Genomic DNA, 26,126 nt, shown 5'->3' with positions numbered 1-26,126 from the left:
CGCCTGTATGTTCGCTGCGAGAGGGGCCCGAACCAGGCCAGCGGTTCGCCCGGAGGATGCCGTGGGCGAGTCGCGGAACGCCTTAAGAAATAGGCACCGTCAAGAAATAGGCACCGCCCTAAGCAATAAGGGACGCGGGCAACGAAAAACCGGCCCACGCCGTGAGGCGGGGGCCGGCGGTGACGGGCGCGGCGTCGTCAGGCGCGCGCGGCGTCGGAAAGCGTCCGGGGACGCGGGGAGCTAGAACTCCTCGACGTCGACGAGGCCGAGCTGGGCGGCCTTGACCAGACGGCGCGGGATGCGCACGGTCTGGCCGTCGATGCGGACCTCCTGGAGGGCGGTGTTGTTGGCCTTCCACTGCGAACGACGCATGTGGGTGTTCGCGCGGGACTTCCTGAACTTCGGGGTTGCCATGGTCTCTTTCCCTCCTTTTTCCTAGTTGTTGGTGGTGGTGCGCTTCTTGCGGCGGGCCATGCCACCGAAACGCTTCTGGAACTTCTCGACGCGGCCGGCGGTGTCCATGAGACGCTGCGCGCCGGTCCAGAACGGGTGGGACTCGGCGGTAACGTCGGCGACGATGAGCGGGTACTCGTTGCCGTCCTCCCACTCGACGGTGCGGTCGGAGGTGACGGTCGAGCGGGTCAGGAACTGGTGACCGGTACCCGCGTCTCGGAAGACCACCATGTGGTAGTCGGGGTGGATGTCCTTCTTCATATACGATTCCCTCAGGGTTGAAACTTCAGGTCGTCTCCGCCGGTCGGGACCGCGCTGCGGCGGCCCGGACGGATCGTGCCTGAGTTGGGCTTCGATGAACCTCTGACACTGTACACGTGGGGGCGCCGTGGGCGAAATCGCCCCGGGCAGGGCCTTAAACGGCCGCGCGACCGGGGATTATGTCCCGCGGCGGGGCCCGTGTATGCTGTCCCCTTGCTGTTGTCGAAAATAATCGTCTACGCCCCGTACGCTGGCGACGGCAGCGCCCCGACCCCGCATCGAGCCGCCTCTCGATGCCTCCGGCCGGTGTGGCGCAGCCGTGGAGCGGACGTGGGCGGCTAGGAGAAAGAACCCAACCATGTCGGCTATTTGCCAGGTCACGGGACGCAAGCCGCAGTTCGGCAAGCAAGTCTCGCACTCGCACCGCCGCACCTCGCGTCGTTGGAACCCCAACGTCCAGCGCCGGCGGTTCTACCTGCCCTCCGAGGGCCGGACCATCACCCTGAACGTTTCCACCAAGGGCCTGAAGATCATCGACCGCGACGGCATCGAGTCCGTTGTCGCGAAGATCCGAGCACGTGGGGAGAAGATTTAACCAATGGCACGCAACGACATCCGCCCGATCATCAAGCTGAAGTCGACCGCGGGCACCGGTTACACCTACGTGACCCGGAAGAACAAGCGCAACAACCCGGATCGCATCACGATCAAGAAGTACGACCCGGTCGTCCGCAAGCACGTCGAGTTCCGCGAGGAGCGATAATTCATGGCCAAGAAGTCCAAGATCGCCAAGAACGAGCAGCGCAAGGAAATCGTCGCCCGCTACGCGGAGCGCCGCGCCGAGCTCAAGAAGATCATCAAGAACCCGAACACCCCCGACGAGGACCGTCTCGAGGCGCAGTTCGAGCTGAACCGCCAGCCGCGTGACGCCTCCCCGGTGCGCGTGCGCAACCGCGACTCCCACGACGGCCGTCCGCGCGGCTACCTCCGCCGCTTCGGCCTGTCGCGTGTCCGCATGCGCAACATGGCCCACCGTGGCGAGCTGCCCGGTGTCCGTAAGTCGAGCTGGTGAGAGGGAGTTCTGAGAAAGCATGAAGCGTAACAACGCCAAGCGCGGCCGCGTCGAGCACAGCCGCCGCAACAAGAAGAACCCGCTCAAGGCAGCGGGCATCGAGAAGGTCGACTACAAGGACACGACGACTCTTCGTCAGTTCATCTCCGACCGTCACAAGATCCGCTCGCGCCGCGTCACGGGCCTGACCCCGAAGCAGCAGCGCGAGGTCGCCGCCGCCGTGAAGAACGCGCGCGAGATGGCGCTCCTGCCGTTCACCAGCCGCTAAACCAGCACTGAGGACGTCTGACGCTTAGGACGCAACAGCGGCCCGATCCCGCTGGTTTCACCCCGCGTCGGTGACGGCCATGACCGCCCGCCCGGTTTCCCCCGAGGAGCCGGGCGGGCGGTTTTTCGTCTAGGCTCCGTGGGGTACCGCAACCGCGTCTTCAGGATGGTGAGAGAGACACTCATGCTGCACGCTTCCCTGCGGGCCCTCGAGGAGGCCGCGCCCGACTGCCGATCGGCCGCCCAGGCCCGCGGCGTCCTCGCCGAGTCCCACGAGCTTCTGCGCAACGCCCTGGCCCACTCCGACGACGAGTCCGAACTGGTGCACTGGTACTCACGCGTGCTCGCCGCGGTGCTGGCCTCCCCCGCCGTGGCGGAGATCGCCGACGGCGTGCGGCTGGTTCCGCTGGGTGCACTCGCGCGACGTGAGGTGCTGCCCGACAGCCCGCTGCGCTTCGCGGCCGTGCTTGACGACGCCGCGTCGGCCGGCGCGGGCGCGCACGACGCGGTGGGGCGCGTGGTGGCGCTCTTCGCCGACGCCGAGGTGTCGGCCGAGGCCGACGGGGGGCCCGTGACCGAGGCCGGGCGCGCCGAGCGCCTCGAGAAGGCCCTGGAGCGGGCGGACATGGCCACGGTGGCCGACGCCGCCGACTCCGCGCTCTCCGACGGGGAGACGCTCGACGAGCGCTCCTGGGCCCCGTTGGCGGCCTGCTTCGAGGCCGCCCGCCCCGTGGGCCTGCGGGTGCGCGACGGGCTGCCGGACCGTTCGGTGACCGTGGACGTGGAGCGCGACCTGATCGAGCCCGTCGCCGCGGTGGCCCGCTGGGCCGCCAACAGCGCGGGCACGCCCTCGATGACGACCTCGGGCCGGCTGGCCGTGGCCGCCGACCGCGGCGTGCTCTCCCCCGCCGAGGCCGAGGAGCTCGAGCTGGCCTGGCGCACGGGCGTGCGCATCCGGCTGCGCCGCTGGGACGAGCGGGTCAGCTCCCGCCCCGTGCCCGCCGAGGACCTCTCGGCGGTGCAGCGCAGCGCCTACGGCGCCTCCGCGCGCGGGCTGGCGACCGTCATCGACGCCGTGGCCGCCCGCGTGGAGGGCGAGGCCGCCGACCCCGCCGACGAGCCCGCCGCGCCGGCGTGACCCCGCTGCCCGGGTGGGTAGCATGGACGACGGCCGGAAAGACGATCAGGAGGTAGCAGAGCGTGGCAGGACAGGTGGGACGCCCCCGCAAGCAGAGCCCGCGGCGCCGGGGCGCGACGGCGCGCGAGGAGATCCTCGACGCGGCCAGTGAGCTGTTCACCCGCCAGGGCTTCGCCACCACCTCCACCCACCAGATCGCCGACGCCGTCGGCATCCGGCAGGCCTCGCTGTACTACCACTTCCCGTCGAAGACGGAGATCTTCCTGACGCTGCTGAAGTCCACGATCGAGCCGTCGGTGAAGTTGGCCGAGCAGCTGGCCGCCACCGACGAGCCCGCGCCGCTGCGCCTGTGGGCGATGGTGGCCGCCGAGGCGCGGCTGCTGCTGGTCAGCCGGTGGAACGTCGGGCGCCTCTACCAGCTGCCCGTGGCGGCCTCCGAGGAGTTCGCCGAGTACCACGCCCAGCGCGCGGAGCTCGCGGAGTCCTTCCGGACCCTGGCCGCCGAACTGGTCGGCGGGGACGACCCCCGGCTGACGCTCCCCTTCCACCTGGCGATGAGCGCGATCGAGATGCGCGACAACACGGGCACCCCCGCCGCCGACGCCGAGGCCGACGAGCTGCCGCAGATCGCGGTCACGCTCGCCGACGCGGCGCTCGACGTGCTGCACACCGAGCTGCCGGAGGGCCGCGGTCCCCGCACCGTGGCCCTCCTCAAGGGGTTCGCCGGCGAGTAGTGCGCTCGCCGACGGCTGGTTCGTCCGCCGGCGACTAGTGCGCGAAGTGGCGCGCGCCGGTCAGGTACATCGTCACGCCGGCCTTCTCGGCCGCGGCGATGACCTCCTCGTCACGGATCGAGCCGCCCGGCTGGACGACGGCCTTCACGCCGGCGTCCGCGAGCACCTCGAAGCCGTCCGCGAACGGGAAGAAGGCGTCCGAGGCGCCGACGGAGCCGCGGGCGCGCTCGTTGCCCTCGCCGCCGAGGGTGTTGGCGCGCTCGACGGCCAGCTTGGCCGAGTCGACGCGGTTGACCTGGCCCATGCCGGCGCCGACGGTGGCACCGTCGTGGGCCAGCAGGATGGCGTTCGACTTCACCGCGCGCACGGAGTGCCAGGCGAAGGCGAGGTCCCTCAGGGTCGCCTCGTCGGCGGGCTCACCGGCGGCCAGCGTCCAGTTTGCCGGGTCGTCGCCGTCGGCGTGCAGGATGTCGCGCTCCTGGACGAGCGCGCCACCGGAGATCTGCTTGACCTCGTAGCCGCCGCGCTGCGGGGCCTCGGCCTCGATGATGCGCAGGTTCTTCTTGGTCTCGAGCAGCTCGCGGGCCTCCGGCTCGAAGCCGGGCGCGACGATGACCTCGGTGAAGACGGGCTTGACCTGCTCGGCCATCTCGAGGGTGACCGTGCGGTTGGCGGCGATGACTCCGCCGTAGGCGCTCATCGGGTCGCAGGCGTGGGCCTTCTTGTGGGCGTCGGCGATGGAGACGTCCGAGATGGCGATGCCGCACGGGTTGGCGTGCTTGATCACGGCGACGCAGGCGTCCTCGTGGTCCCAGGCGGCGCGCCACGCGGCGTCGGCGTCCTGGTAGTTGTTGTAGCTCATCTCCTTGCCGTGGTACTGCTTCGCGCCGGCCAGCCCGCCGCCGGCCGGGTCGCGGTAGAGCGCGGCGGCCTGGTGGGGGTTCTCGCCGTAGCGCAGCTCGTGGGCCAGCTCGTGGGCCTGGCCGCGCCAGGCCGGGAAGGTCTGGTCCTCGCCGCGGGTCTGCTCGGCCAGCCAGCCGGCGACCGCGACGTCGTACTCGGCGGTGTGGCGGAAGGCCGCGGCGGCCAGCTCCGTGCGCTCGGCGAGGGTGAAGCCGCCGGCCTTGGCGGCCTCCACGGCGTCGCCGTAGCGGGCCGGGTCGACGACCACGGCCACCGACGGGTGGTTCTTCGCGGCGGCGCGCACCATGGACGGGCCGCCGATGTCGATCTTCTCGACGCAGTCGTCGAAGCCGGCGCCCGAGGCGACGGTCTCGGCGAACGGGTAGAGGTTGACCAACACGAGCTGGAAGGCCTCGACGCCGAGCTCCTCGAGCTGGGCGAGGTGCTCCGGCTTGCGGGTGTCGGCGAGGATGCCGGCGTGCACCTTCGGGTGCAGGGTCTTCACGCGGCCCTCGAGGCACTCGGGGAAGCCGGTGAGCTCCTCGACGCGGGTGACGGCCACGCCGGCGTCGGCGATGCGGGCGGCGGTCGAGCCGGTCGAGACGATCTCGACGCCGGCGTCGGCCAGGCCGCGGGCGAGCTCCTCCAGGCCGGTCTTCTCGTAGACGCTGATCAGTGCGCGCTTGATGGGCTTGCGGTCTTCGGTCATGGGGCAGACACTTCCTTGGGTCGTTCGGGTTCTGGTCGTCTCGCTCACGCGGGTCAGTCGGGGCTGGCCCCGGCGCGGTGGAAGCCCTCGAGGACGGAGACGATGAGGCGGCGCTCGACCTTCTTGATGCGTTCGTGCAGCTCGGCCTCGTCCTCGCCGTCGACGACCTCGACGGGCTTCTGGGCGATGATCGGGCCGGTGTCCACACCGGCGTCGACGAAGTGCACGGTCGATCCGGTCACCTTCACCCCGTAGGCCAGTGCGTCGCGCACGGCGTGGGCGCCCGGGAAGGAGGGCAGCAGCGCGGGGTGGGTGTTGACGGTGCGCGCGCCGAAGCGGTCGAGGAAGGGCGCGCCGAGGATCTTCATGAATCCGGCGGAGACCACGTAGTCGGGCGCGGCGGCCTCGACGGTGTCCGCGAGCCGGACGTTCCAGGAGTCCCGGTCCCCCTCGAGCGGGACGGTCAGGGCCTCGATCCCCGCGCGCCCGGCGCGCTCCAGCGCGGGGCAGTCCTTGTCCGCGACGACGCGGACGATCCGGTAGGCGGAGCCCTGGTGGTCGATCAGCGACTGCAGCAGCGTTCCGGTTCCGGAGACGAGTACGACGATGTTCAGCGGGTCCCTGAATGTCACGGCTCACAGCCTAGCGCGTCGGCCTGGCCCCTCCCCCGGCCGGGTCAGGCCGTCAGTCGCGCGGCCGCGGGGACCGCGGGTCATCGCCCTCCCCTGCGGCCTCCGGGTCGACGGGGGTGTCCTCCTGGAAGTCCTCGTAGAAGCCGTCGAAGTCGGGCCCGGTGGTGTCGGCGTCGAGGAGCTCGCTGACGGGGACGGCCGAGCCGCGCGGGGCGGCGTCGGTGTCGCTGTCGGTGGCTTCGGTGTCCGCGGCGGCGCCGTTGTCCCCGAGACCGTCGTCTACGGTGTCGTCGGTGTCGGCGTCCACGGTGTCTACGGCTTCGGCGCCGGTATCAGCGTCCCGGTTGTCCGCGGCGTCGCCATCCTCAGCCTCAGCTTCATCGGCATCGGCATCGTCGGTGTCGTCGCCGCCGGCGTCGTCAGTGTCTTCGTCGCCGCCGACCGTTTCCGTGTCCTCTTCCGCCACTTCCTCGGTGACGTCCTCCTCGGAGTCTTCGGCGGCCTCATCGTCGATATCCGTGGCCTCATCGTCGAATTCCGTGGCCTCATCGTCGAGGTCCTCGGCACCCTCGACATCCTCGACATCCGCGATGTCCTGCGCCGCGCGTTCGTCGGCGGCGAGGGCGTCCTCGGAGAGCCCCGCGGCCAGGCGGCGGCGCCGCACCTCGGCCAGGCCCGCGGCCACGAGCCCGACCACGCCGAGCCACACGGCGGCGAGCAGACCGGCCAGCCAGGCCATCGGGCCCGTGGGGCCGTAGACGCCCATCTCGCCGCCGGCGAGGTAGCAGGCCGCCCACGCGAAGACCGCGGCGAAGCCGGCGCCGGCCAGCGCCTCCCGCCAGTCCGGCAGGCGCCGGTAGGCCAGCCACGCCCCGGCCAGGGCCGGCAGCAGGAGCAGGACCATCGCCCAGGCGGGCATCTCGGCGGGCACCGCGGAGAAGATCGGCAGCGGCGGCAGCGGCACCAGGTGCACCGAGAACAGCGAGATCGAGGCCGCACCCGCGTGCACCTCCGAGCCGAGCAGCACCGCGCCGGCGGAGATGACCGCATTCGGCAGGTACAGCAGGGTGATCAGCACGATGAGCAGCGCCTCGCCGACGCCGTGCGCGGAGCCGAAGATCTCGGCGACCGCACCGCCGTGCAGGGCCAGGCCCAGCAGCCAGGCCAGAAGCCCCGCACCCGCGGTGAGGCCCAGGAACTGCGCCGCGGTGCGCGCGGCGTCGACAAGCCAGTCCGGGGAGCCGAAGCGGTGCGCCAACGCCCGCCACAGGCGGGCCCGCATGCCGGTGACCAGCGCGCCGAGGTGCACGAGCACCGTGGCGAGCACGGCGTGGCCCACCGGGGGCAGGTCGACCGGGTAGACGGAGGCGGCGTCGTAGACCATGAACAGCGCGATCAGGGTGAACACGAGCGGCAGGCCGACCACCCCGGCGGTGAGCACGCCCAGGTCCGCAAGGCTGACGCGGTCCTTGACCGCGCGGTGCACCCGCCGCGAGACCACCCAGGCGAACAGGATCGCCGGCACCAGCGGCACCACGCCGAGGGTCACCCCGTCCAGCGAGATCGGCGCGGCGTTGAGCACCAGCCAGGCGCTGCCGACGCTCGCCGGCAGGGCCGACAGCGGTGTCGAGGTCACCAGGAGGGTGACCGCGGCGATCACGACGATCAGCAGCACCGCCACGATGTGCGGCAGGATCGCCGTGGGCAGCTTGCGCCGCAGGCGCACCGGAAGGCGCCAGGAGCGCTCGCTGACGGTGCGGGCGGTGTCCGTCGCGACGTCGGCACGCGTGCCCACCCGCTCCGCCGAGCGCGGCGGGCGCCCCTCCTGCACGGGTTGGGTGCGCGGACGGCGCCGGGGCCGCTGGCGACCCCGGCCGGTGCGGCCGGAACGGGCTGTGGCGCGCGCGTCGCGGCCGCCCCGGGCTCCCGAGGGGCCGGCGGCGGCGCGCGGCGTGCGGTTGGACTGACGGTTCATCTCCTTTACTGTGCCACGCCCGGGCGCCCGCGTGGCGGCGGCGCGCGCCCGCGTGAGGCGTTCACCACTGTTTCTCCGGGGGCCGGGACAGGCCGGATCACCGTCCTGTAACATTCCCCGGAGTGCGTGCGATAGGCCTGTTTTCGCCCGCAACCCCGAGCGGGCTTGCTCCCCTCAAATCGAGACGCTATTGTTATCCGGCGTAGATAACGAGAAGGTCACGACGCGGTCACGGAATGTGATACATTCCGGGCCTGCAGTCGTAAAGAACGTGAGACGGAAGTAGGAACGTTGGGTAGGCACCGCAAGATCACCTCGGCCCAGACGACCAAGGGTCGCATCGCGCTCGTCGCCGCCACCGCCGGCACGGTCTCCACCGCCGGCATCGGTGGCGCGGCCGCCGCGACGATGCAGAACCCGGCCGAGCAGGACGCGCACTCCTATGAGCTGGCCGCCGACGCGGCCACCATCGACGACGCGACCGCCGCCGAGGCTGCCCCGCAGATCCTCAACATCTCCGAGTTCAAGCCGGCCTCCGACATCCAGGACCAGCTGGGCAAGGCCATCGCCTTCAACGACGAGCGCATGGCCGCCGACGCCGCCGCGCGCATGCCGCAGGTCATCAAGCCGGCCGAGGGCTCCTTCTCCTCCGGCTTCGGCGCCCGCTGGGGCACCGTCCACAACGGCGTGGACATCGCCAACGCGCTGGGCACCCCGATCGTGGCCGCCATGGACGGCGTCGTCATCGACGCGGGCCCGGCCTCCGGCTTCGGCAACTGGGTGCGCATCAAGCACGAGGACGGCACCATCACCGTCTACGGCCACATGTCCACCATCGACGTGACCGTGGGCCAGCCGGTCACCGCCGGCACCAAGATCGCCGGCATGGGCTCCGAGGGCTTCTCCACCGGCTCCCACCTCCACTTCGAGGTGCACCCCGCCGGCAGCGGCCCGATCGACCCCCAGCCCTGGCTCGCCGAGCGCGGCATCACGCTCTAGGACGCCGCACGTTCAGACGCCCCCGGGTGTCTGAGCTGCCTCATCCCGTCGGGAAACCGTCCCGGCCTCTCCCCCGCCCCTTCCGGGACGGGGGCCTTCTCATGTCCGGAGGCCGGCTTGGCTTCAGAGGGTCGTTGCAACTTTCCCCCAATTGGAAGGCTGCCAACGACCATGCCGACAACCAGCCCCTTTCACTCACTGACCCAGTCAGACAAGAACCGGCTGACCCGACTGATCACCACCGGCTTAAGCGTGCGCGCCGCCGCGCACCGCATCGGCTGCAACTACAAACACGCACTCAACTTCGCCCACCACCACAAACTGATCACCCCGACACAACCGCCTGTCCTGCCCACCGGCGCCGCGGACGCGTTGATCACCGCGATCAAAAGCGGGGCAAGCATCCACGCGGCGGCGATGATGGTCGGCATCTCCCCGTCGATGGGCTACCGCATCGCATCCAGGGCAGGACTGCACACCCGGCTGACCCGCCGGCAACAACACATCCGCGCCACCGCCAGGCGCATCGACTTTCTCTACCTGCGCCTGGCCGGCATCCCGCGGGCCCAGGTGTGCACCACACTTGCGATCGGGCCGCGCCAGGGCCGCGACTTCGAGAAAGGACTGGTCAAGACTCGAGGACAACGCCGCCGCTTTATCCCCACCGGGCCGGACGCGGCGACGTATAACAGGTTGATGGACGCCCTGATTGAAACCTGCGACGTCATCGAGGAAGGCCGCCGGGCCATCCCCGCCCTGCCCGAGGGGGTTAACCCCTACAAACCGGTCAGCAGCAGGTACCTGTCGGTCAGCCAACGTGCGGTGATCGCCGACATGTACCGCGAAGGGGCGACGAAAGCCGCCATCGCCCGCGCCGTGGGCGTGCACCCGTCGACCATCGGGCGTGAGTTGTCGCGCAATCGCACCCCGCACGGCCCGTATAGGGCTGAGGGCGCCCAGCTCAAGGCCGCCGCGCGCAGGTTGCGGCCGAAGACCTCGAAGATCCTGTCAAACAGACGCCTGTATGACTATGTAGTCGAGGGTTTGCGGCGACAATGGTCCCCGCAACAGATCAGCGGGCGTATCCGCCTGGATTTTCCCGATGACGAGGAGATGCGCATCAGTCACGAGACGATCTACGACGCGTTCTACCTGGACGCGAAAGGCCGGTTGAAGGATCTGGGGCTTGCCCTTCCGACCGGCAGGAAGAAACGTCGACCCCGCGGTCGGCCGCGCGGCGGTGGCGGTATCCGGCGCTTCGTCGATGAGATGGTGCTCATCGACGACCGTCCCGACGAGGTCGCCGAGCGGGTCATGCCCGGTCATTGGGAGGGTGATCTGATCCTGGGCAAGAACAACGCCTCGGCGGTGATCACCCTGGTTGAGCGTGTCAGCAGGTTCGTCGTGCTGGGTCATCTGCCGGCCAGGCATGACTCGGTGGAGGTCACCCGGGTGTTAAAGGAGCTTGTCGGTGGTATCGATGAGTTGATCTTCTCGTCGATCACGTGGGATCAGGGCTCTGAGATGGCAGGCCACAAGGCGTTTTCGATGGCGACTGATGTTCCGGTGTATTTCTGTCATCCCGGATCCCCGTGGGAGCGGGGCACCAACGAGAACACCAACGGCAGGCTGCGGCGTAACCTGCCGAAGTCTTCGGATCTGTCGGTGTATTCGTCGATGGATCTGGAGATGATCGCCAACATTCACAACAACACTCCGCGCAAGGCGTTGGGGTGGCGTACTCCTGCTGAAGTGATGGCTCAGGCGCTTGCAGACGTCGGTAGCATCACCGACTAGAAATACCCGTCGTTGCGACGACCCCTAGAAACCACCCGGTCCCCGGCCCCGCGCCAACCCCGCCGCGCCTAGAGCTTCTCCATCGGCACGCCGCCGATGAGCATCAGGCGCACGGTGCCGGCCGAGCCGAAGTCGATGGTCACCGTCGCCCGCGGGCCGCTGCCGTCGGCCGCGGTGACCGTGCCCAGCCCGTACTTGGCGTGGTTGACCCGGTCGCCCACGGCGAGGGTGAGGTGGTTGTTCTTCATCGACTGCTGACGCTCGCGGTTGCGCCGCGCGCGCCCGCCCGAGCCGGATCCGGCCCCCGCGCCCGACCCGGACCGCGAACCGGAGCCGCCACCGGAGCCCGAGCGGGAACCTCCGTGGTAGCCGAGCCCCGAGGAACCCCAGGCCGGCTCGGTCCACCCGCCGCCGGAGGGCTCCTCGCGCACCCAGTCGATCAGCTCGTCCGGGATCTCGCCGAGGAAGCGGCTCGGCGGGTTGGTCATCGGGTTGCCCCAGGAGCTGCGCACCAGCGCGCGGGTGATGTAGAGGCGGCGGCGGGCACGGGTGATGCCGACGTAGGCCAGGCGGCGCTCCTCGGCGAGCTCCTTCGGGTCGCCCAGGGCGCGCAGGTGCGGGAACTGCCCGTCCTCCCAGCCGGTCAGGAAGACCACGGGGAACTCGAGCCCCTTGGCGGTGTGCAGGGTCATCAGCGTGACCACGCCCTGCTCGTCGTCGGGGATCTGGTCGGCGTCGGCGACCAGGGAGACCCGCTCGAGGAAGGCCTGCAGGCTGCCCGGGGCGGGCTCGCCCTCCTCGAGCTCCGGGGCGGCCGAGCCGTCCATGGCCTGGTAGGCGGCCTCGTTGGCGGCCTGCGAGGAGAACTCACGGGCCACGGAGACCAGCTCGTTGAGGTTGTCCAGGCGCGCGCCGTCCTGCGGGTCGTTGGAGGCCTCCAGCTCGGCCTTGTAGCCGGTGGCGTCGAGGATGCGGGCGACCAGGTCGCCGATGGCCGGCAGCCCGGTGTCCGGGTCGACCAGCTCCTCGGCCTCGGCGCGCAGGCCGTCCATCAGCTCGACGAAGCGGCCGATGGCGTTGCGCCCGCGCGAGCCGAGCATCGAGATCTTGCCCTCGGCGGCGTCGCGCAGCGCCTCGCCGAAGGAGATCTCGGCGTTCTCGGCGTGCAGGGCGACGAAGGACTGCGCCCGGTCGCCCACGCCGCGCTTGGGGGTGTTGACGATGCGCCGCAGGCTGACCGTGTCGTCCGGGTTGTCCAGCACACGCAGGTAGGCCACCAGGTCGCGGATCTCGCGGCGCTCGTAGAAGCGGGTGCCGCCGACGACCTTGTAGGGGATGCCGGAGCGGATGAAGATGTCCTCGAGCGCGCGCGAGGCGTTGTTGGTCCGGTACATCACGGCGATGTCGGAGTAGGCGGTGCCGCGCTCGGCCAGCGAGTCGATCTCGGCGGCGATGTAGCGCGCCTCGTCGTGCTCGTTGTCGGCGACGTAGCCGGTGATCCGCTCGCCCTCGCCGAGCGCGGTCCACAGTTTTTTCTCGCGGCGGTGCTCGTTGCGCGAGATCACGGAGTTCGCCGCGTCCAGGATCGTCTGCGTGGAGCGGTAGTTCTGCTCGAGCAGGATCGTCTCGGCCTGCGGGAAGTCGCGCTCGAACTCCTCGATGTTGCGGATGGTCGCGCCGCGGAAGGCGTAGATGGACTGGTCGGAGTCGCCCACCACGCACAGCTCTCCGGCGTCCCCGCCGCGGCCGACGAGGGTGGAGACGAGCTCGTACTGGGCGTGGTTGGTGTCCTGGTACTCGTCGATGAGCACGTGGCGGAAGCGGCGCCGGTAGTACTCGGTGACCTCGGGGTGCTCGCGGAAGACGCGCACGACCTCGCCGATCAGGTCGTCGAAGTCGACGGCGTTGGCCCGGCGCAGGCGCGCCTGGTACTCCGCGTAGACGGCCGCCACGGTGGACTCGAAGGGGTTGCGGGTGTTGCCCGCGTCCTCGACGGCCTGCGCGGGGTCGACCAGCTCGTTCTTCAGGTTCGAGATCTGGTTGGCCAGGGTGCGCGCGGTGAACTTCTTCAGGTCCAGCTGCATGTCCTTGGCGATCATGGTCAGCAGCCGGCGCGAGTCGTCCGAGTCGTAGATGGTGAAGTTGGAGTTCAGCCCCGGGACCAGCTGCGCCTGGGCGCGCAGGATGCGCACGCACACGGAGTGGAAGGTGGCCACCCACATGCGCTCGGCGACGGGGCCGACCAGGTCGGCCACACGCTCGCGCATCTCGGCGGCGGCCTTGTTGGTGAAGGTGATCGCCAGGACCTGCCAGGGGTTCACCCCGCGCACGCGCATCAGATAGGCGATGCGCCGGGTGAGCACGGCGGTCTTGCCGGAGCCCGCGCCCGCCACGATGAGCAGCGGCCCGCCCGCGTGCTCCACGGCGGCGCGCTGGGCGGGGTTGAGCCCCTCGACCAGGTCCGCCCCGCTTGCCGACGTCGCGTCCGTCCGCGTCGGCGCGGACGTGCGGGTCGGCGCGGGGGCCGACGCCGGGGCGTCGGCGCGCCCGCGGGGGCGGGCGAAGGGGTTGTCGGCGACGTGGGCTCGGGGCTGCTGCGGCTGCGGGTTGTCCATGATGGGTCCCAACCTACCCGGTGGCCGGGACAGGACCGGAGGGGCCGCTCACCTGCGGGCGTGGCATGATGATGGTCATGTCTGACTCCCCGGCACCCGACACCTCCCCCACCGGCACCGACGACCCGCTCTCGGACGCGCAGATCCAGGAGTACCGCGCGGAGATCAACCGGCTCGACGAGGAGATCCTCGCCGCCGTCAAGCGGCGCACGCAGATCTCGCGGGCGGTGGGCAAGGCCCGCATGGGCTCGGGCGGCACCCGCCTGGTGCACACCCGCGAGGTGGCCATCATCAACCAGTTCCGCGAGGAGCTCGGCGAGGAGGGCCCGGAGCTCGCCGCCATCCTGCTGCGCCTCGGGCGCGGCCGCCTCGGCTAGGTTCCGCGGCCGGCGCCGCGGAGCCGGGGCCGAGCGGGACCGGGACCAGCCGAGGACCCGATCCCGGTGAAACCGGACTAACGGGCTAACGGGGCACCGAGATGAACTTCTCCTCGAGGTACTCGTGGATGCCCTGGAAGCCGCCCTCGCGGCCCAGTCCGGACTCCTTGACACCGCCGAAGGGGGCGGCGGGGTCGGAGAGCCCGCCCTTGTTCAGGGCGACCATGCCGGCCTCCACCCGCTCGGCCAGCGCCAGGGCGTGGGTGAGGTTCTCCGAGAAGACGTAGGCGGCCAGGCCGAAGGGGGTGGAGTTGGCCTTCTCGACGGCCTCCTCGTCGGTGGCGAAGGTGTCGACCGCGACCACGGGGCCGAAGATCTCGTTGTGCAGTATCTCGGCGTCCGCCGGCAGGTCGGTGAGCACCGTGGCCGGGTAGTAGTAGCCGCCCTCGGGCAGTCCCTCGGGCAGCTCCCCGCCGACGAGGCGACGCGCGCCCTTGTCCAGGGCGTCGTCGACGAGCCCGGAGACCGTCTCGACCTGGTCGGTGCCCGAGAGCGGGCCGTAGTCTACGCCCGCGCCGGTGCCGGGGCCGATCTTCAGCGAGCCCATCAGCTCGGCGACCTTCGCCGTGAACTCCTCGGCCACGGACTCGTGGACCAGGAAGCGGTTGGCGGCGATGCAGACCTGGCCCGCACCGCGCATCTTGGCCACGGCGACGGCCTGGGCGGCGGTGTCGAGGTCCGCGTCCTCGGCGACGATGTAGGGCGCGTTGCCGCCCAGCTCCAGCGAGACCTTCATGGAGTGGCCCGCGGCCTTGGCGGCGAGCTGCTGGCCCACGGAGGTGGAACCGGTGAACGTGAACTTGCGCACGCGCGCGTCGTCAAGCAACGCGGAGACGTTCGACGCCTTCTTGGCGGGGACGACGGCCAGCACGCCGTCGGGAAGCCCGGCCTCCTTGAGCACCTGGGCGAGGTAGAGCATCGTCAACGGCGTCTTGGACGCCGGCTTGACCAGCATGGTGCACCCGGCCGCCAGCGCCGGGGCGATCTTGCGCGCGCCCATGGCCAGCGGGAAGTTCCACGGCGTGATCGCCAGGCAGGGTCCCACGGGCTGCTCAGCGACGAGGATGCGCGAGGAGCCGTCGGGGCTGACGCGGTACTCGCCGCGCGGGCGCACGGCCTCTTCGGCGAACCAGCGGAAGAACTCGGCGCCGTAGCCGACCTCGGCGGCGGAGTCCTTCAGCGCGCGGCCCAGCTCGAGGGTCTGCAGCAGCGCCAGCTCCTCGGAGCGCTCGCCGAGCAGCTCGAAGGCGCGGCGCAGGATCTCGGAGCGCTCGCGCGGGGCGGTGGCGGCCCAGGAGTCCTGGGCGGCGCAGATCGAGTCGAGGGCGCGGCGGGCGTCGGCCTCGGAGCCGGCGGCGACCTCGGTGAGCACGGAGCCATCGGCGGGGTCGAAGACCTCGAAGGTCTCCCCGCCCTCGGCGTCGACGAACTCGCCGTCGATGAACAGCCCCTTCGGGGCCTTGTCGATCAGCTCCCGCGGGTCCACGGAGGTCGCCTGCGCGGTCCCGGCGGTGTTTTCGGTGTTCTTCTCGGTGTTGTCAGCCATGACCCCACTATGCCCCCACCGACGTGGCCTCCGCCACTGTCCGCGCCAGGTGACGGCCCCGCCACCGCCGGGCGTGGCGGGGCGGGCGAGCCGGGGCGTGGCGGGGCGGGCGAGCCGGGCGTCGCGGGGCCACACCCCAGCCCGTGCGCCCGCTCACGTGCGCGGCGCCGGGCGCGCGGCCGAACTATCGTGGTGGGGTACCACCGAACCTCCCAGATAAGGAGCGCAGATGACCGCCGACATCACGGCCACCACCGCCTGGAAGAACCTCGAGGACCGCTACGAGGCGACCCGGGAGGTGACGCTGCGCGAGCTGTTCGCCGCCGATCCCGACCGTGCCGGGAAGTTCTCCTTCGACGCCGCCGGGCTGCACGTCGACCTGTCGAAGAACCTCCTCGACGAGGAGACCCGCGACGCCCTGGTCGCCCTGGCCGAGGAGATCGGGCTGAAGGACCGCGTCGAGGCGATGTTCTCCGGCGAGCACATCAACAGCACCGAGGACCGCGCGGTGCTGCACACCGCCCTGCGCCTGCCCGCCGAGGAGCACCTGAAGGTCGACGGCCAGGACGTCGCCGCCGACGTGCACGAGGTGCTCGGCCGCATGCGCGACTTCGCCTCGAAGCTGCGCTCCGGCGAGTGGCTCGGCCACACCGGCCACACCATCAAGAAGGTCGTCAACATCGGCATCGGCGGCTCGGACCTGGGCCCGAAGATGGCCACCCTGGCGCTGCGCGCCTACGCGACCGCCGGCATCAGCGGCGAGTTCGTCTCCAACGTCGACCCGGCCGACATGGCCGCCACCCTGGACCGCCTCGACCCCGAGTCGACGCTGTTCATCATCTCCTCGAAGACCTTCACCACCCAGGAGACCCTGGCCAACGCGCACGCCGCCAAGCGCTGGCTGCTCGAGCACTTCGACGGCGACGAGGCCGCGATCGCCAAGCACTTCGTCGCGGTGTCCACCAACGCCGAGAAGGTCGCCGAGTTCGGCATCGACACGGACAACATGTTCGGCTTCTGGGACTGGGTCGGCGGCCGCTACTCCGTCGACTCCGCCATCGGGCTGTCCCTGATGTGCGTGATCGGGCCGATGGACTTCATGCGCTTCCTCGAGGGCTTCCGCGCCATGGACGTCCACTTCCGCACCGCCAAGTTCGCGGAGAACATCCCGGTGCTCATGGGCCTGCTCAACGTCTGGTACTCCAACTTCCACGGCGCCCAGACCCACGCGGTGCTGCCCTACTCGCAGGACCTCTCGCGCTTCCCGGCCTACCTGCAGCAGCTGACCATGGAGTCCAACGGTAAGTCGACCCGCCGCGACGGCGAGCGCGTCAACTACTCCACCGGCGAGATCTTCTGGGGCGAGCCCGGCACCAACGGCCAGCACGCCTTCTACCAGCTGATCCACCAGGGCACCCGCCTGATCCCGGCGGACTTCATCGGCTTCGCCCGCCCCAAGGAGGACCTGCCCACGGCCACCGGCGAGGGCTCGATGCACGACCTGCTGATGGGCAACTTCTTCGCCCAGACCAAGGTGCTCGCCTTCGGCAAGACCGCCGAGGAGATCGCCGCCGAGGGCGTCGACCCGGCGATCGTGCCGCACAAGGTCATGCCGGGCAACCGCCCGACCACCACGATCCTCGCCGAGGAGCTCACCCCGGCGGTGCTCGGCGCGCTGATCGCCCTCTACGAGCACATCACCTTCGTCGAGGGTGCGGTCTGGGACATCAACTCCTTCGACCAGTGGGGCGTGGAGCTGGGCAAGCAGCAGGCCAACGATCTGGCCCCGGCCGTCGGCGGCGAGGTCGAGCCGGACACCGGCGACGCCTCCACCGACGCCCTGATCGGCTGGTACCGCACCCACCGCGGTTAGCCCGCCGGCACGCGGCCGAGCCGGTCTCACTGAGCCGACGATGCCGCGCCGGTGACACTGAGCCGACGACGCTGAGCCGCTCCGCCTGATCCGCGACACGTGATCTTCGCCGCGCGCGAATCCCCCGCCCCGGGGATCGCGCGCGGCTAATCTTTTCCCCATGGGCGAAGCCGTCTCCACAGACACCTACACTCCCCGCCAGCGCACCGAGTACCGCCGGGCTCTGGCACACGACCTCGAGATCTTCGACCGGCACCTCCAGCACGCGGAGTTCGAGGACGCCGGCACCGTCGGCCTCGAACTCGAGCTCAACCTCGTCGACGAGGACATGGACCCGGTCACCTGCAACCGCGAGGTGCTGGCCCACCTCGACGACGAATACCAGCCGGAGCTCGGCGCCTACAACGTCGAGCTGAACAACCCGCCGGTCGACCTGACGGGCCAGGGCCTGCGCGACCTCGAGCACAGCGTGCTCGGCCGCCTGGACCGGGTGCGCGACGCCGCTGCCGAGACCGGGGCGAAGGTGGCGATGATCGGCACGCTGCCGACGCTGACCACCGAGTTCCTCGAGTCGCCGGGCTGGATGACCCCGGAGAACCGCTTCCGCGGCCTCAACAACGCGATCATGTCCAGCCGCGGCGAGATGGTCCGCATCGACCTGACCGGCCGGGAGCACTACGGCCACGACTTCGCGGACATCGCCCCGGAGTCGACGTGCACCTCGGTCCAGCTGCACCTGCAGGTCCCGCCGAACCGCTTCGCCGACGCCTGGAACGCCTCGCAGGCCATCGCCGGCGTCCAGGTCGCCCTGGGCGCGAACTCGCCGCTGTTCTGCGGGCGCAAGGTCTGGCCCGAGTCCCGTATCCCGGTCTTCCGCCAGGCCATCGACACCCGCACCCCGGAGCTCGAGGCGCAGGGCGTGCGCCCGCGCGTCTGGTTCGGCGAGCGCTGGATCACCAGCGTCTTCGACCTCTTCGAGGAGAACGTGCGCTACTTCTCCCCGCTGCTGCCCGAGGGCCGCCAGGCCTCCGGCACCCCGATGATGCAGGGCGACACCCCGGCCGTGCACTACCTCAACCTGCACAACGGCACCGTGTGGCGCTGGAACCGGCCCATCTACGCGCCCGGGTCACCCCGCGCCCACCTGCGCGTCGAAAATCGGCTCCTGCCCGCCGGGCCGACCGTGGCGGACACGATCGCCGACGCCGCGTTCTACTACGGCATGGTCAACCACCTCACCGAGGAGAACCGGCCGGTCTGGTCGCGACTGACGTTCCCGCAGGCGGAGGAGAACTTCATGAACGCCGCGCGCAACGGGCTGACCGCGCGGATGCACTGGCCCACGCTGGGCACCGTCGACGTCGCCCACCTGGTGCGCGAGCACCTGATCCCGGAGGCCCGCGCGGGCCTGGAGCGCCTCGGCGCGGACCGCGACGTCATCGACCACTACCTCGGCATCATCGAGGGCCGCGCGCGTACCCGGCAGAACGGGGCGCACTGGCAGGTGCGCACCCTCGACGCGCTCAGCCCGCGCAGCGCCGGGCCGGACACCCCGGAGCGCGCCGCAGCGATCCGGGAGATGCTCCGGCTCTACCTGGAGCACCAGGCGACCGAGGAGCCGGTGCACACCTGGAAGGTCGGGCGCTGAGCCGCCGGCTCACATCCGGACCATCGGCTCCCAGCCGGCCGGCACGTGGTCGCTGTCGACGACGCGCTTACCGAAGGGGAAGCAGGTCACCGGGATCATCTTGACGTTGGCGATCGCCAGCGGGATACCGACGATGGTGATCGCCTGCGCGGCGGCGGTGGTCAGGTGGCCGATCGCCAGCCACAGGCCGGCGACGAGGAACCAGATGACGTTGGTGACCCCGGACAGGGAACGCACGCGCCCGGTCTCGCGCACCACGGTGCGCCCGAAGGGCCACAGGGCGTAGTTGGCCATGCGGAAGCTGGCCACGCCGGCGGGGATGGTGATGATGAAGATGCAGGCGACGACGCCGAAGACGAAGTAGACGATCGCCAGCCACAGCCCGGCGAGGAAGAACCAGATCAGGTTGAGCAGAAGCTTCATGGCCCCAGGCTAGCGGGGAATCTTCTCCTTGGCCTTGCGACCGGAGCGGTTGACGAGGAGGAACACCGCCGGGCCGACGATCGGCACCAGGACGATGACGGCCGCCCACACCCACCGACGCAGCCCTGCCGCGTCACCGCGGAACAGCACGACCAAGGCGGCGCACATCAGGGCCACCCCTGCCAGGACGAGCACATAGAAGAACACGTCTACCGGGGCGGGAACCAGAGGCGACTCCTCCGATGCCAAAATCACTTCCCCTTTCATCGCCGACTCTGCCGGCAGCATACCCGGCGACGGTCAGTCCGAACCGAGCATCGGCTGGCAGTGCGGGCACCACCAGATCACGCGCTCGAGCTCCGTGGCGTCGCCCGGGGTGCGCGTGCGCCCCCGCTCGTCGCGGCGCCCGCCGCCCGGGGTGCCCGCAGGTGCCGGCGGCCCGCCGAGCCAGCCGGAGCGGATCGGGGTGCCGCAGCGCCGGCAGGGCCTGCCCGCCCGGCCGAAGACGTACGAGCTCTCCCCCGCCCGGCGCACGCCGGTGGTCACCCGGATCGGCGAGTCGCGGTTGGCGCGCATGAGCCGGTGGGTCAGCGCGAGCAGTCTGTCCACGTCCACCGCGCGCACGGGCGTGGCCGGGTGGACGCCGAGCAGGAAGCAGATCTCGGCGCGATACTCGTTGCCCACCCCGGCGAGGTTCCTCTGGTCCAGGATCGCGGTGCCCACGGGCCGGTCGGGCCGGGCGAGCAGGCGGCGACGCGCCTCCTGCGCCCCGCCGCGCGACCAGTCCGCGCCGAGCACGTCGGGGCCCAGGTGCCCCATGCGTGCGGACCACTCACGGGCCGGGAAGACCTCGACCAGCCCGAGCGAGTGGCCGACGACCTCGATGTCCGGGTTTCCCGGGGTGTCGGCCAGCCGCAGCACCACGCGCGCGGTGTGGCCGGGTTTGCGCCAGCGCTCGCCGGCGCGGTGCACGGACCAGGTGCCCTCCATCTTCAGATGGGTGTGCAGCACGTCGTCGTCGAAGAGCATGAACAGGTGCTTGCCGTAGGGCCACACGCGCCGGCAGGTGGTTCCGGTGAAGTCCGCCAGGGCGTGCCGGGGCACCCGCAGCGAGGATTCGGTGACCGTGCGTCCGGCCATGAACTGCAGGCGGCGGGCCAGCTGGAATACGGAGTCTCCCTCGGGCATGACCCCTTCATGCTACGCGGCGCCGCGGCGCCCTCCTCCGGTGCCGGCGTCCCTGCCGGGCCTCCTGAACCCTCCCACCGGTGGGGTCCACGCCGTCGCCGTGAGGCCGTGAGACCGCCGCGCCCGCGCCCCCGCCGCCTCCCCGTTCTCCCCCGGAGGCGGCCGCGGGCGCTCCCCCTGGCGACCCGTCCCGCGGTGCGCGGTCGGGGTCGACTCGCGGTGGTTCGACTCCCGTCGGCGACGGAGCTGGATCCCCTGGTGGCGCATCCTCGCCCCGCTGCACCACGGACTATAAGTGGGGTCGAACTATTTCCTCCGTACACATACGCCCACCGCGGTGGGCAGGTGTGTCAGCGGCCACGTCTCCCGCCACCGCCGCCACGTGGACCCCATCCGCCCCTGCCGCCACGGCGCCGGCGGCCGAAGCCACCCCCACGCGGGGGTTGTTCCCGGCCGCCCTCCCAGACGGTGGGGTCGGGCTCGCCGCCCCAGGGCAGCTCGTCGTCATCGTCGAAGCTGAGCTCCTCGAGCGCCTCGCCGAGGCTGCGTCCGCCGTGCGCGGGGCGTTCCGGGCGGGGCTGGTTCCCCCTCGATTGACGACGTCCCGCCCCGCCCGCGTGCGCGGTCACGCGCAGCCCCCGCGGGGTGACGCGCGCGCCTGCGGCGCGCATGGCGTCGGCCAGCGGGTGGGTCAGCGCCGGCTCGCCGTCGACGTGCTCGATGACGAAGCCGCGGGCCCGCCCGGAGGCGACGAGCTCGGCCAGGGCGCGCACGACGAGCCCGGCGAGCTCCTCCTCGCCGACGCCGAGGCCGGCCGGGAGGCTGCCGGTGAACAGGCTCAACCGGCGTCCGCCGCGGGTGACATGCGCCAGCAGCAGGCCGTCGACGAGCACGACGAGCGCGCCGGCCGAGCGGGTCGGCCCCTTGCGCGGCCAGGGCAGGGCCGCGCCGTAGGGGTTGGCCGGGTCGCAGGCGGCCAGCACGTGGACCTTCGGCTCACGGGTCCCCGAGGGCCAGCCCTCCAGGTCCGGGGTGTCGGCGTAGCCGCGCAGGCGGTCGATGATCGCCGGGGCGGAGAACTGGGCCGCGCCCAGGCCCTCGACGAGGTAGCCGCGCAGGGCCCGGCCGTTCTCCTCGAATCTGGAGAGCACCTTGTATGCCAGGGCGAAGCCGCCGGTGACCCCCTCGTCGACGACGCTGCCGCGGGTGAGCACGCCGTAGCGGTCCAGCCAGGCCTCGCCGAGGGCCACCGAGCGGGTGGTCGCGTCCTCGGTCGGGGCGACCGCGAGCGCCCAGCGCCCGCGCATGTCCGGCGGGACGCGGCTGCCGCCGGAGTTGCCGAAGGCCCCGGCGCGCTGGGACTGCGCGAAGCTGGTGCGTCCCATGCGCAGGCGGGTGCGCCCCGGGGTGCGCTTGGCGCGGTGGGCCGAGCCGGAGGCCGGCCCGGAGGCGGCGAGCCGGGCGCGCAGCGGGGCGAAGCTCTCGGGGGCGACCCGGCCGGCCTCGACCAGGCCCCAGATCGCCTCGCGCAGCTCCTCAGGGGTGACCTGGCCGGTGACCAGGCCGAGGTCCTCGCCGGTGACCTCGGCGAGCAGGTCGGTGAACAGGAACGCCCCTCCCCTGCCGAGGACGCCGAGCACGGACTCCTGCAGGCCGCTGAACGTGGCGACGGCTTCGCCGTCGCCACCGTCCTTCTGCCTCGTGGTGCCGACGAAGTCGGTGCCATCCGCGAGCTGGGCCGCGTAGTCGGCGGGCAGGAGCGTGATCCACGGGTCGCGGGCCCCGGCGGTGCCGGCGCCGCGGATGAGCACCTCGCCGGAGGTGGTCAGCTCGTCGAGCCAGCGCGGCTCGTAGCCGTCGACGCGCGCCGGCAGCACCAGCGACTCCCACGCGGAGGCCGGCAGCCGCACCCCGGCGAGCTGCTCGACGACGGCGAAGACCCCGTCGACGCCGTGCAGGCCCGGCCGCTCGCCGACGGCCGCGACCTGCTGCCACTCGGGCAGGAAGCGGCCGAAGGCGGACTGGCTGACCGGGCGGGACTCCCGGCGCGCGGCGGCCAGGCAGCGCCGCCGGATCACGCCGAGGACCTCGGCGTCGCAGTACTCGGCGGTCTCCACGCCCTGGCGGAAGCGGCCCTCGACGACCTTGCCTGCCCGCGCGGCGGTCTCGAGCACGGAGTGCGCGGCCGACACCGACAACCCGAAGGCGCCGGCGAGGTCGCGCAGGGTGAACGGGCCGCGGGTGCGCGCCCAGCGGGCCACCAGCTGGTCGAGGGCGTCGACGACGGTGTCCACCTGGGCCGGCACGCCCGGCGGGACGGGCACGCCCAGGCCGTCGCGCAGCAACGCGGCGTCGGGAATCTGGGCGAGGTGCTCGCGCCCGGCGAAGCGCACGGACATCACGCGCCCGGCAAGCTCGGCGCGCGCGACGCCGGCGGGGTCGGCGAAGTCGCAGTGGTCGCCCAGCTCCTCGACGGGCACGGGACCGAGCAGGCGCAGCACGTCGGCGAGCTCCTCGGGCCCGCGCGCGCGGCGGCCGTCGGCGGTGCGCTGCAGCTGGGCGTGGGTCTCGGCGATGATCTCGGGGTCGAGCAGCTCGCGCAGCTCGACGGTGCCCAGCAGCTTGGCCAGAAGCGCCGGGTCCAGGGCGAGGGCGGCGGCGCGCTTCTCGGCGGCCGGGGTGTCGCCCTCGTACATGAAGGCGCCGGTGTAGTTGAACAGCAGCGAGGAGGCGAAGGGGCTGGGCTGCTCGGTGGTGACCTCGGCGATGCGCACGCGGCGCAGCGCGACCGCCCGCAGCACCTCCTCCAGGGCCGGCAGGTCGTAGACGTCCTGAAGGCACTCGCGGACGGTCTCCAGGATGATCGGGAAGGACGGGTAGCGCCGCGCGACGTCGAGAAGCTGCTCGGCGCGCTGGCGCTGCTGCCACAGCGGGGCGCGTCGGCCGGGGTTGCGCCGCGGCAGCAGCAGGGCGCGGGCGGCGCACTCGCGGAAGCGGGCGGCGAAGAGCGCGGAGTCGCCGACGCGGGCGGCCACGGTCTCGCCGACCTCGTCGGGGTCGAGGGCGAACAGCGCGCCGGAGGGCTCGGCGTCGGCGTCCGGTAGGCGCAGCACGATGCCGTCGTCGCCGGCGACGGCCTGGGCGTCCATGCCGAGGGTCTCCTCGACGGCCGCGCCGACGGCCAGGGCCCAGGCGGCGTTGACTCCCCTGCCGAACGGCGAGTGCAGCACCACGCGCCAGTCGCCGAGCTCGTCGCGGAAGCGCTCGAGGACCAGGGTGCGCTCGTCGGGCACCACGCCGGTCGCGTCGCGCTGGTCGCGCAGGTACGCGACCAGGTTGGCCCGCGCGTCGTCGTCAAGCCCGGCGGTGCGCAGGCGCTCCTCGGCGCCGCCCGCGCCGACGGTGACGCCCACGCCGGCGTCGGTATCGGCGCCCGCGCCGGGGTCGGTCGAGTCGGCCTCGGCGAGGATCTCGCGGCGGAAGGCGCCGAGCGCGCGGCCGAGCTCGGCGGGGCGGCCCACCGCGCCGCCGTTCCAGAAGGGCAGGCGCCCGGTGTGGCCGGGTGCGGGGGTGACCAGGACCTGGTCGCGGGTGATGTCCTCGATGCGCCAGCTCGTCGCGCCCAGGGTGAACACGTCGCCCACGCGCGACTCGTAGACCATCTCCTCGTCGAGCTCGCCGACACGCCGCGGGGCACCGTTCTCGCCGCCGCCCTGCAGGAAGACGCCGAACATGCCGCGGTCCGGGATGGTCCCGCCGCTGGTGACGGCCACCCGGCGCGCCCCGGGGCGTGCGGAGAGCACGCCGGTGGTGCGGTCGTAGACCACCCGCGGCTTCAGCTCGGCGAAGTCGGCCGAGGGGTAGACGCCGCTGACCAGGTCGAGCACGGCGTCGAAGACCTCGCGCGGCAGCTCGCGGTAGGGGTGGGCGCGGCGCACGGTGGCGAACCAGTCCTCGACGTCGAGGTCGGCGGCCGCCACGGCGGCCACGGTCTGCTGGGTGAGTACGTCCAGCGGGTTCTTCGGCGGGTGGATCTCCTCGATCGAGCCGGTGCGCATGCGCTCGACCGTCACGGCCGTCTGCACCAGGTCTGCGCGGTGCTTCGGGTAGAAGGAGCCGTGCGAGACCGCGCCGACTGTGTGCCCGGCGCGGCCCACGCGCTGCAGGCCGGAGGCGACCGAGGGCGGCGACTCGACCTGGACGACCAGCTCGATGGCGCCCATGTCGATGCCCAGCTCCAGCGAGGAGGTGGCCACCACGGCCTTGAGCGTGCCCTCTTTCAGCATCCGCTCGGTGGCGGCGCGCTCGTCCTTGGACACCGAGCCGTGGTGGGCCCGCGCGATGACGGGCGCGGCGGAGCCGGCGGTGTCGACCGACTTCATCAGCTGCGCGGGGTCGCGCCGGGTGGGCGCGGCCAGCGACTCCGGGTCGTGCTCGGCGGCCCACAGCTCGTTGAGTCGGCTGGTCAGCCGCTCGGCGGTGCGCCGGGAGTTGACGAAGACGAGCGTGGAGCGCGCGGCGGTGATCTCGGCGTAGAGCTCGCGCTCGATGAACAGCCAGATGGACTTCTGCGCCGGCAGGGCGGACTCCTCGGGCACCCCGCCGGTCACGCCCACGGTGTCGTCGACGACGGCCGCGCCGATGGTCGAGCCCTCCTCGGGCACGGGCAGGTCCGCCATGTCCTCCACCGGCACGTGGACCTTGAGGTCCCAGCGCTTCGGGGCGGCCGGGGCGATGATCTCCACCGGGCGGTCGCCGCCGAGGAAGTCGGCGACCGCGTCCAGCGGGCGCACCGTCGCCGACAGCCCGATGCGCTGCGGGTCGCGGCCGGTCAGCCGGGAGAGCCGCTCCAGCGAGAGCGCGAGGTGCGCGCCGCGCTTGGTGCCGGCCAGGGCGTGGATCTCGTCGACGATGACGGTGTCGACGTCCCGGAGGATCCCGGCCGCCTTCGAGGTGAGCATCAGGTAGGCCGACTCGGGGGTGGTAATCAGGATGTCCGGCGGGCGGCGCAGCTGACGGGCGCGCTCGGCCTGTGGGGTATCTCCCGAGCGCACGCCGACGGTGATGTTCGGCACCGCCTGTCCGGTGCGCTCGGCGACGCGGGCGATGCCGGTCAGCGGGGCGCGCAGGTTGCGCTCCACGTCCACACCCAGGGCCTTCAGCGGGGAGATGTAGAGCACCTTGACCCCGTGGCCCTTCTCCGCCGCACTCATCTCGCGCGCGCCCTCGCCCGGGGCCGTGAGCACCGCCTGGCCGGCCGGTTCGACCAGCGAGTCGAGCGCCCAGAGGAAGGCCGCGAGCGTCTTGCCGGAGCCCGTGGGCGCGACGACCAGGGCGTTTTCGCCCCGGGAAATGGTCGCCCAGGCCTCTTCCTGCACTTTCGTGGGCTTCTCGTAGACCTCCCGGAACCACTGCGCCACCTGAGGGCGGAAGTCGTCGAGGATGCGGGAGGCCAT

Annotated in this window: 22 protein-coding genes; 11 read left to right on the top strand and 11 right to left on the bottom strand. The window is 71.8% G+C overall.

What is annotated here, in order from left to right:
- Positions 1–240: 240 nt before the first annotated feature.
- Positions 241–414 (bottom strand): 50S ribosomal protein L32, encoded by a 174-nt coding sequence (gene rpmF / locus CFRA_RS03505; RefSeq protein WP_075663482.1) that lies wholly within the window; start codon positions 412–414, stop codon positions 241–243.
- Between the two features lie 21 nt (positions 415–435).
- The gene (locus CFRA_RS03500; protein WP_075663481.1) at positions 436–714 is read right to left on the bottom strand and encodes a type B 50S ribosomal protein L31; all 279 of its coding nucleotides are present in this window, start codon (positions 712–714) and stop codon (positions 436–438) included.
- 358 nt (positions 715–1,072) lie between these two features.
- On the opposite strand from CFRA_RS03500, the gene rpmB reads away from it, so the two are divergent.
- The 6 genes from rpmB (at position 1,073) to CFRA_RS03470 (ending at position 3,925) form a co-directional block, all read left to right on the top strand.
- The gene (gene rpmB, locus CFRA_RS03495; RefSeq protein ID WP_075663480.1) at positions 1,073–1,309 is read left to right on the top strand and encodes a 50S ribosomal protein L28; all 237 of its coding nucleotides are present in this window, start codon (positions 1,073–1,075) and stop codon (positions 1,307–1,309) included.
- Positions 1,310–1,312: 3 nt separating this feature from the next.
- The gene (rpmG, locus tag CFRA_RS03490; protein WP_075663479.1) at positions 1,313–1,477 is read left to right on the top strand and encodes a 50S ribosomal protein L33; all 165 of its coding nucleotides are present in this window, start codon (positions 1,313–1,315) and stop codon (positions 1,475–1,477) included.
- A gap of 3 nt (positions 1,478–1,480) precedes the next feature.
- The gene (rpsN, locus tag CFRA_RS03485; RefSeq protein WP_075663478.1) at positions 1,481–1,786 is read left to right on the top strand and encodes a 30S ribosomal protein S14; all 306 of its coding nucleotides are present in this window, start codon (positions 1,481–1,483) and stop codon (positions 1,784–1,786) included.
- 19 nt (positions 1,787–1,805) lie between these two features.
- Positions 1,806–2,054, top strand: coding sequence for a 30S ribosomal protein S18 (gene rpsR, locus CFRA_RS03480; RefSeq protein ID WP_075663477.1), 249 nt, complete (start codon positions 1,806–1,808; stop codon positions 2,052–2,054).
- Positions 2,055–2,237: 183 nt separating this feature from the next.
- Positions 2,238–3,191: a putative nucleotidyltransferase substrate binding domain-containing protein gene (locus CFRA_RS03475; RefSeq protein ID WP_075663476.1), complete on the top strand. Its 954-nt coding sequence runs from the start codon at positions 2,238–2,240 to the stop codon at positions 3,189–3,191.
- A gap of 62 nt (positions 3,192–3,253) precedes the next feature.
- On the top strand, positions 3,254–3,925 hold the full coding sequence (locus tag CFRA_RS03470; RefSeq protein ID WP_075663475.1) for a TetR/AcrR family transcriptional regulator: 672 nt from the start codon (positions 3,254–3,256) through the stop codon (positions 3,923–3,925).
- A 34-nt stretch (positions 3,926–3,959) separates the two neighbouring features.
- Here the strand turns inward: CFRA_RS03470 and purH are convergent, their stop codons facing one another.
- Genes purH through CFRA_RS03455 form a run of 3 tightly spaced genes read right to left on the bottom strand, consistent with a single transcriptional unit; the run spans position 3,960 to position 8,144 of the window.
- Positions 3,960–5,537: a bifunctional phosphoribosylaminoimidazolecarboxamide formyltransferase/IMP cyclohydrolase gene (gene purH, locus CFRA_RS03465; RefSeq protein ID WP_075663474.1), complete on the bottom strand. Its 1,578-nt coding sequence runs from the start codon at positions 5,535–5,537 to the stop codon at positions 3,960–3,962.
- Between the two features lie 53 nt (positions 5,538–5,590).
- Positions 5,591–6,169, bottom strand: a complete 579-nt coding sequence (purN, locus tag CFRA_RS03460; protein WP_075663473.1) for a phosphoribosylglycinamide formyltransferase — start codon at positions 6,167–6,169, stop codon at positions 5,591–5,593.
- 52 nt (positions 6,170–6,221) lie between these two features.
- Positions 6,222–8,144, bottom strand: a complete 1,923-nt coding sequence (locus tag CFRA_RS03455) for a cell division protein PerM (RefSeq protein ID WP_075663472.1) — start codon at positions 8,142–8,144, stop codon at positions 6,222–6,224.
- Between the two features lie 291 nt (positions 8,145–8,435).
- Here CFRA_RS03455 and CFRA_RS03450 point away from each other — a divergent pair, with 291 nt between their 5' ends.
- Both CFRA_RS03450 and CFRA_RS03445 read left to right on the top strand, forming a co-directional pair.
- Complete coding sequence (locus CFRA_RS03450; RefSeq protein WP_075663471.1) at positions 8,436–9,143, top strand: M23 family metallopeptidase; 708 nt, start codon at positions 8,436–8,438, stop codon at positions 9,141–9,143.
- 171 nt (positions 9,144–9,314) lie between these two features.
- A complete protein-coding gene (locus tag CFRA_RS03445) occupies positions 9,315–10,940 on the top strand; it encodes an IS30 family transposase (RefSeq protein ID WP_075663470.1) in 1,626 nt (541 codons plus the stop codon).
- A 68-nt stretch (positions 10,941–11,008) separates the two neighbouring features.
- Here CFRA_RS03445 and pcrA read toward each other — a convergent pair whose 3' ends face one another.
- Positions 11,009–13,555, bottom strand: coding sequence for a DNA helicase PcrA (pcrA, locus tag CFRA_RS03440; protein ID WP_075663469.1), 2,547 nt, complete (start codon positions 13,553–13,555; stop codon positions 11,009–11,011).
- A gap of 77 nt (positions 13,556–13,632) precedes the next feature.
- Between pcrA and CFRA_RS03435 the strand changes: the two genes are divergently transcribed.
- A complete protein-coding gene (locus CFRA_RS03435) occupies positions 13,633–13,932 on the top strand; it encodes a chorismate mutase (RefSeq protein ID WP_075664838.1) in 300 nt (99 codons plus the stop codon).
- Positions 13,933–14,017: 85 nt separating this feature from the next.
- Here the strand turns inward: CFRA_RS03435 and CFRA_RS03430 are convergent, their stop codons facing one another.
- Positions 14,018–15,538 (bottom strand): NAD-dependent succinate-semialdehyde dehydrogenase, encoded by a 1,521-nt coding sequence (locus CFRA_RS03430; protein ID WP_083666806.1) that lies wholly within the window; start codon positions 15,536–15,538, stop codon positions 14,018–14,020.
- A gap of 229 nt (positions 15,539–15,767) precedes the next feature.
- Between CFRA_RS03430 and pgi the strand changes: the two genes are divergently transcribed.
- Positions 15,768–17,411 carry a glucose-6-phosphate isomerase gene (pgi, locus tag CFRA_RS03425; RefSeq protein ID WP_075663468.1) on the top strand — a complete coding sequence of 548 codons (1,644 nt, stop codon included), beginning with the start codon at positions 15,768–15,770 and terminating at the stop codon, positions 17,409–17,411.
- Positions 17,412–17,571: 160 nt separating this feature from the next.
- Positions 17,572–19,059, top strand: a complete 1,488-nt coding sequence (locus CFRA_RS03420; RefSeq protein WP_075663467.1) for a glutamate-cysteine ligase family protein — start codon at positions 17,572–17,574, stop codon at positions 19,057–19,059.
- Between the two features lie 9 nt (positions 19,060–19,068).
- Here the strand turns inward: CFRA_RS03420 and CFRA_RS03415 are convergent, their stop codons facing one another.
- The 4 genes from CFRA_RS03415 to CFRA_RS03400 all read right to left on the bottom strand — a co-directional run bounded on the left by CFRA_RS03415 (position 19,069) and on the right by CFRA_RS03400 (position 26,126).
- Positions 19,069–19,482: a YccF domain-containing protein gene (locus CFRA_RS03415; protein WP_075663466.1), complete on the bottom strand. Its 414-nt coding sequence runs from the start codon at positions 19,480–19,482 to the stop codon at positions 19,069–19,071.
- Positions 19,483–19,491: 9 nt separating this feature from the next.
- Positions 19,492–19,770, bottom strand: a complete 279-nt coding sequence (locus CFRA_RS03410; RefSeq protein WP_083666805.1) for a PLD nuclease N-terminal domain-containing protein — start codon at positions 19,768–19,770, stop codon at positions 19,492–19,494.
- A 12-nt stretch (positions 19,771–19,782) separates the two neighbouring features.
- Positions 19,783–20,670 (bottom strand): DNA-formamidopyrimidine glycosylase family protein, encoded by an 888-nt coding sequence (locus CFRA_RS03405; protein WP_075663464.1) that lies wholly within the window; start codon positions 20,668–20,670, stop codon positions 19,783–19,785.
- 350 nt (positions 20,671–21,020) lie between these two features.
- Positions 21,021–26,126 carry an ATP-dependent helicase gene (locus CFRA_RS03400; RefSeq protein ID WP_075663463.1) on the bottom strand — a complete coding sequence of 1,702 codons (5,106 nt, stop codon included), beginning with the start codon at positions 26,124–26,126 and terminating at the stop codon, positions 21,021–21,023.

Source organism: Corynebacterium frankenforstense DSM 45800 (genome assembly GCF_001941485.1).
In the GTDB taxonomy this organism is placed as follows: Bacteria; Actinomycetota; Actinomycetes; order Mycobacteriales; family Mycobacteriaceae; genus Corynebacterium; species Corynebacterium frankenforstense.
This window is presented reverse-complemented; position numbering and strand designations above follow the sequence as displayed.

Bases quoted from the DNA above. Each gene is read 5' to 3' on its own strand.
- rpmF (WP_075663482.1), bottom strand. From the start codon at position 414: ATGGCAACCCCGAAGTTCAGGAAGTCCCGCGCGAACACCCACATGCGT.
- CFRA_RS03500 (WP_075663481.1), bottom strand. From the start codon at position 714: ATGAAGAAGGACATCCACCCCGACTACCACATGGTGGTCTTCCGAGAC.
- rpmB (WP_075663480.1), top strand. From the start codon at position 1,073: ATGTCGGCTATTTGCCAGGTCACGGGACGCAAGCCGCAGTTCGGCAAG.
- rpmG (WP_075663479.1), top strand. From the start codon at position 1,313: ATGGCACGCAACGACATCCGCCCGATCATCAAGCTGAAGTCGACCGCG.
- rpsN (WP_075663478.1), top strand. From the start codon at position 1,481: ATGGCCAAGAAGTCCAAGATCGCCAAGAACGAGCAGCGCAAGGAAATC.
- rpsR (WP_075663477.1), top strand. From the start codon at position 1,806: ATGAAGCGTAACAACGCCAAGCGCGGCCGCGTCGAGCACAGCCGCCGC.
- CFRA_RS03475 (WP_075663476.1), top strand. From the start codon at position 2,238: ATGCTGCACGCTTCCCTGCGGGCCCTCGAGGAGGCCGCGCCCGACTGC.
- purH (WP_075663474.1), bottom strand. From the start codon at position 5,537: ATGACCGAAGACCGCAAGCCCATCAAGCGCGCACTGATCAGCGTCTAC.
- CFRA_RS03455 (WP_075663472.1), bottom strand. From the start codon at position 8,144: ATGAACCGTCAGTCCAACCGCACGCCGCGCGCCGCCGCCGGCCCCTCG.
- CFRA_RS03445 (WP_075663470.1), top strand. From the start codon at position 9,315: ATGCCGACAACCAGCCCCTTTCACTCACTGACCCAGTCAGACAAGAAC.
- pcrA (WP_075663469.1), bottom strand. From the start codon at position 13,555: ATGGACAACCCGCAGCCGCAGCAGCCCCGAGCCCACGTCGCCGACAAC.
- CFRA_RS03435 (WP_075664838.1), top strand. From the start codon at position 13,633: ATGTCTGACTCCCCGGCACCCGACACCTCCCCCACCGGCACCGACGAC.
- CFRA_RS03430 (WP_083666806.1), bottom strand. From the start codon at position 15,538: ATGGCTGACAACACCGAGAAGAACACCGAAAACACCGCCGGGACCGCG.
- pgi (WP_075663468.1), top strand. From the start codon at position 15,768: ATGACCGCCGACATCACGGCCACCACCGCCTGGAAGAACCTCGAGGAC.
- CFRA_RS03420 (WP_075663467.1), top strand. From the start codon at position 17,572: ATGGGCGAAGCCGTCTCCACAGACACCTACACTCCCCGCCAGCGCACC.
- CFRA_RS03415 (WP_075663466.1), bottom strand. From the start codon at position 19,482: ATGAAGCTTCTGCTCAACCTGATCTGGTTCTTCCTCGCCGGGCTGTGG.
- CFRA_RS03410 (WP_083666805.1), bottom strand. From the start codon at position 19,770: ATGCTGCCGGCAGAGTCGGCGATGAAAGGGGAAGTGATTTTGGCATCG.
- CFRA_RS03405 (WP_075663464.1), bottom strand. From the start codon at position 20,670: ATGCCCGAGGGAGACTCCGTATTCCAGCTGGCCCGCCGCCTGCAGTTC.
- CFRA_RS03400 (WP_075663463.1), bottom strand. From the start codon at position 26,126: ATGGCCTCCCGCATCCTCGACGACTTCCGCCCTCAGGTGGCGCAGTGG.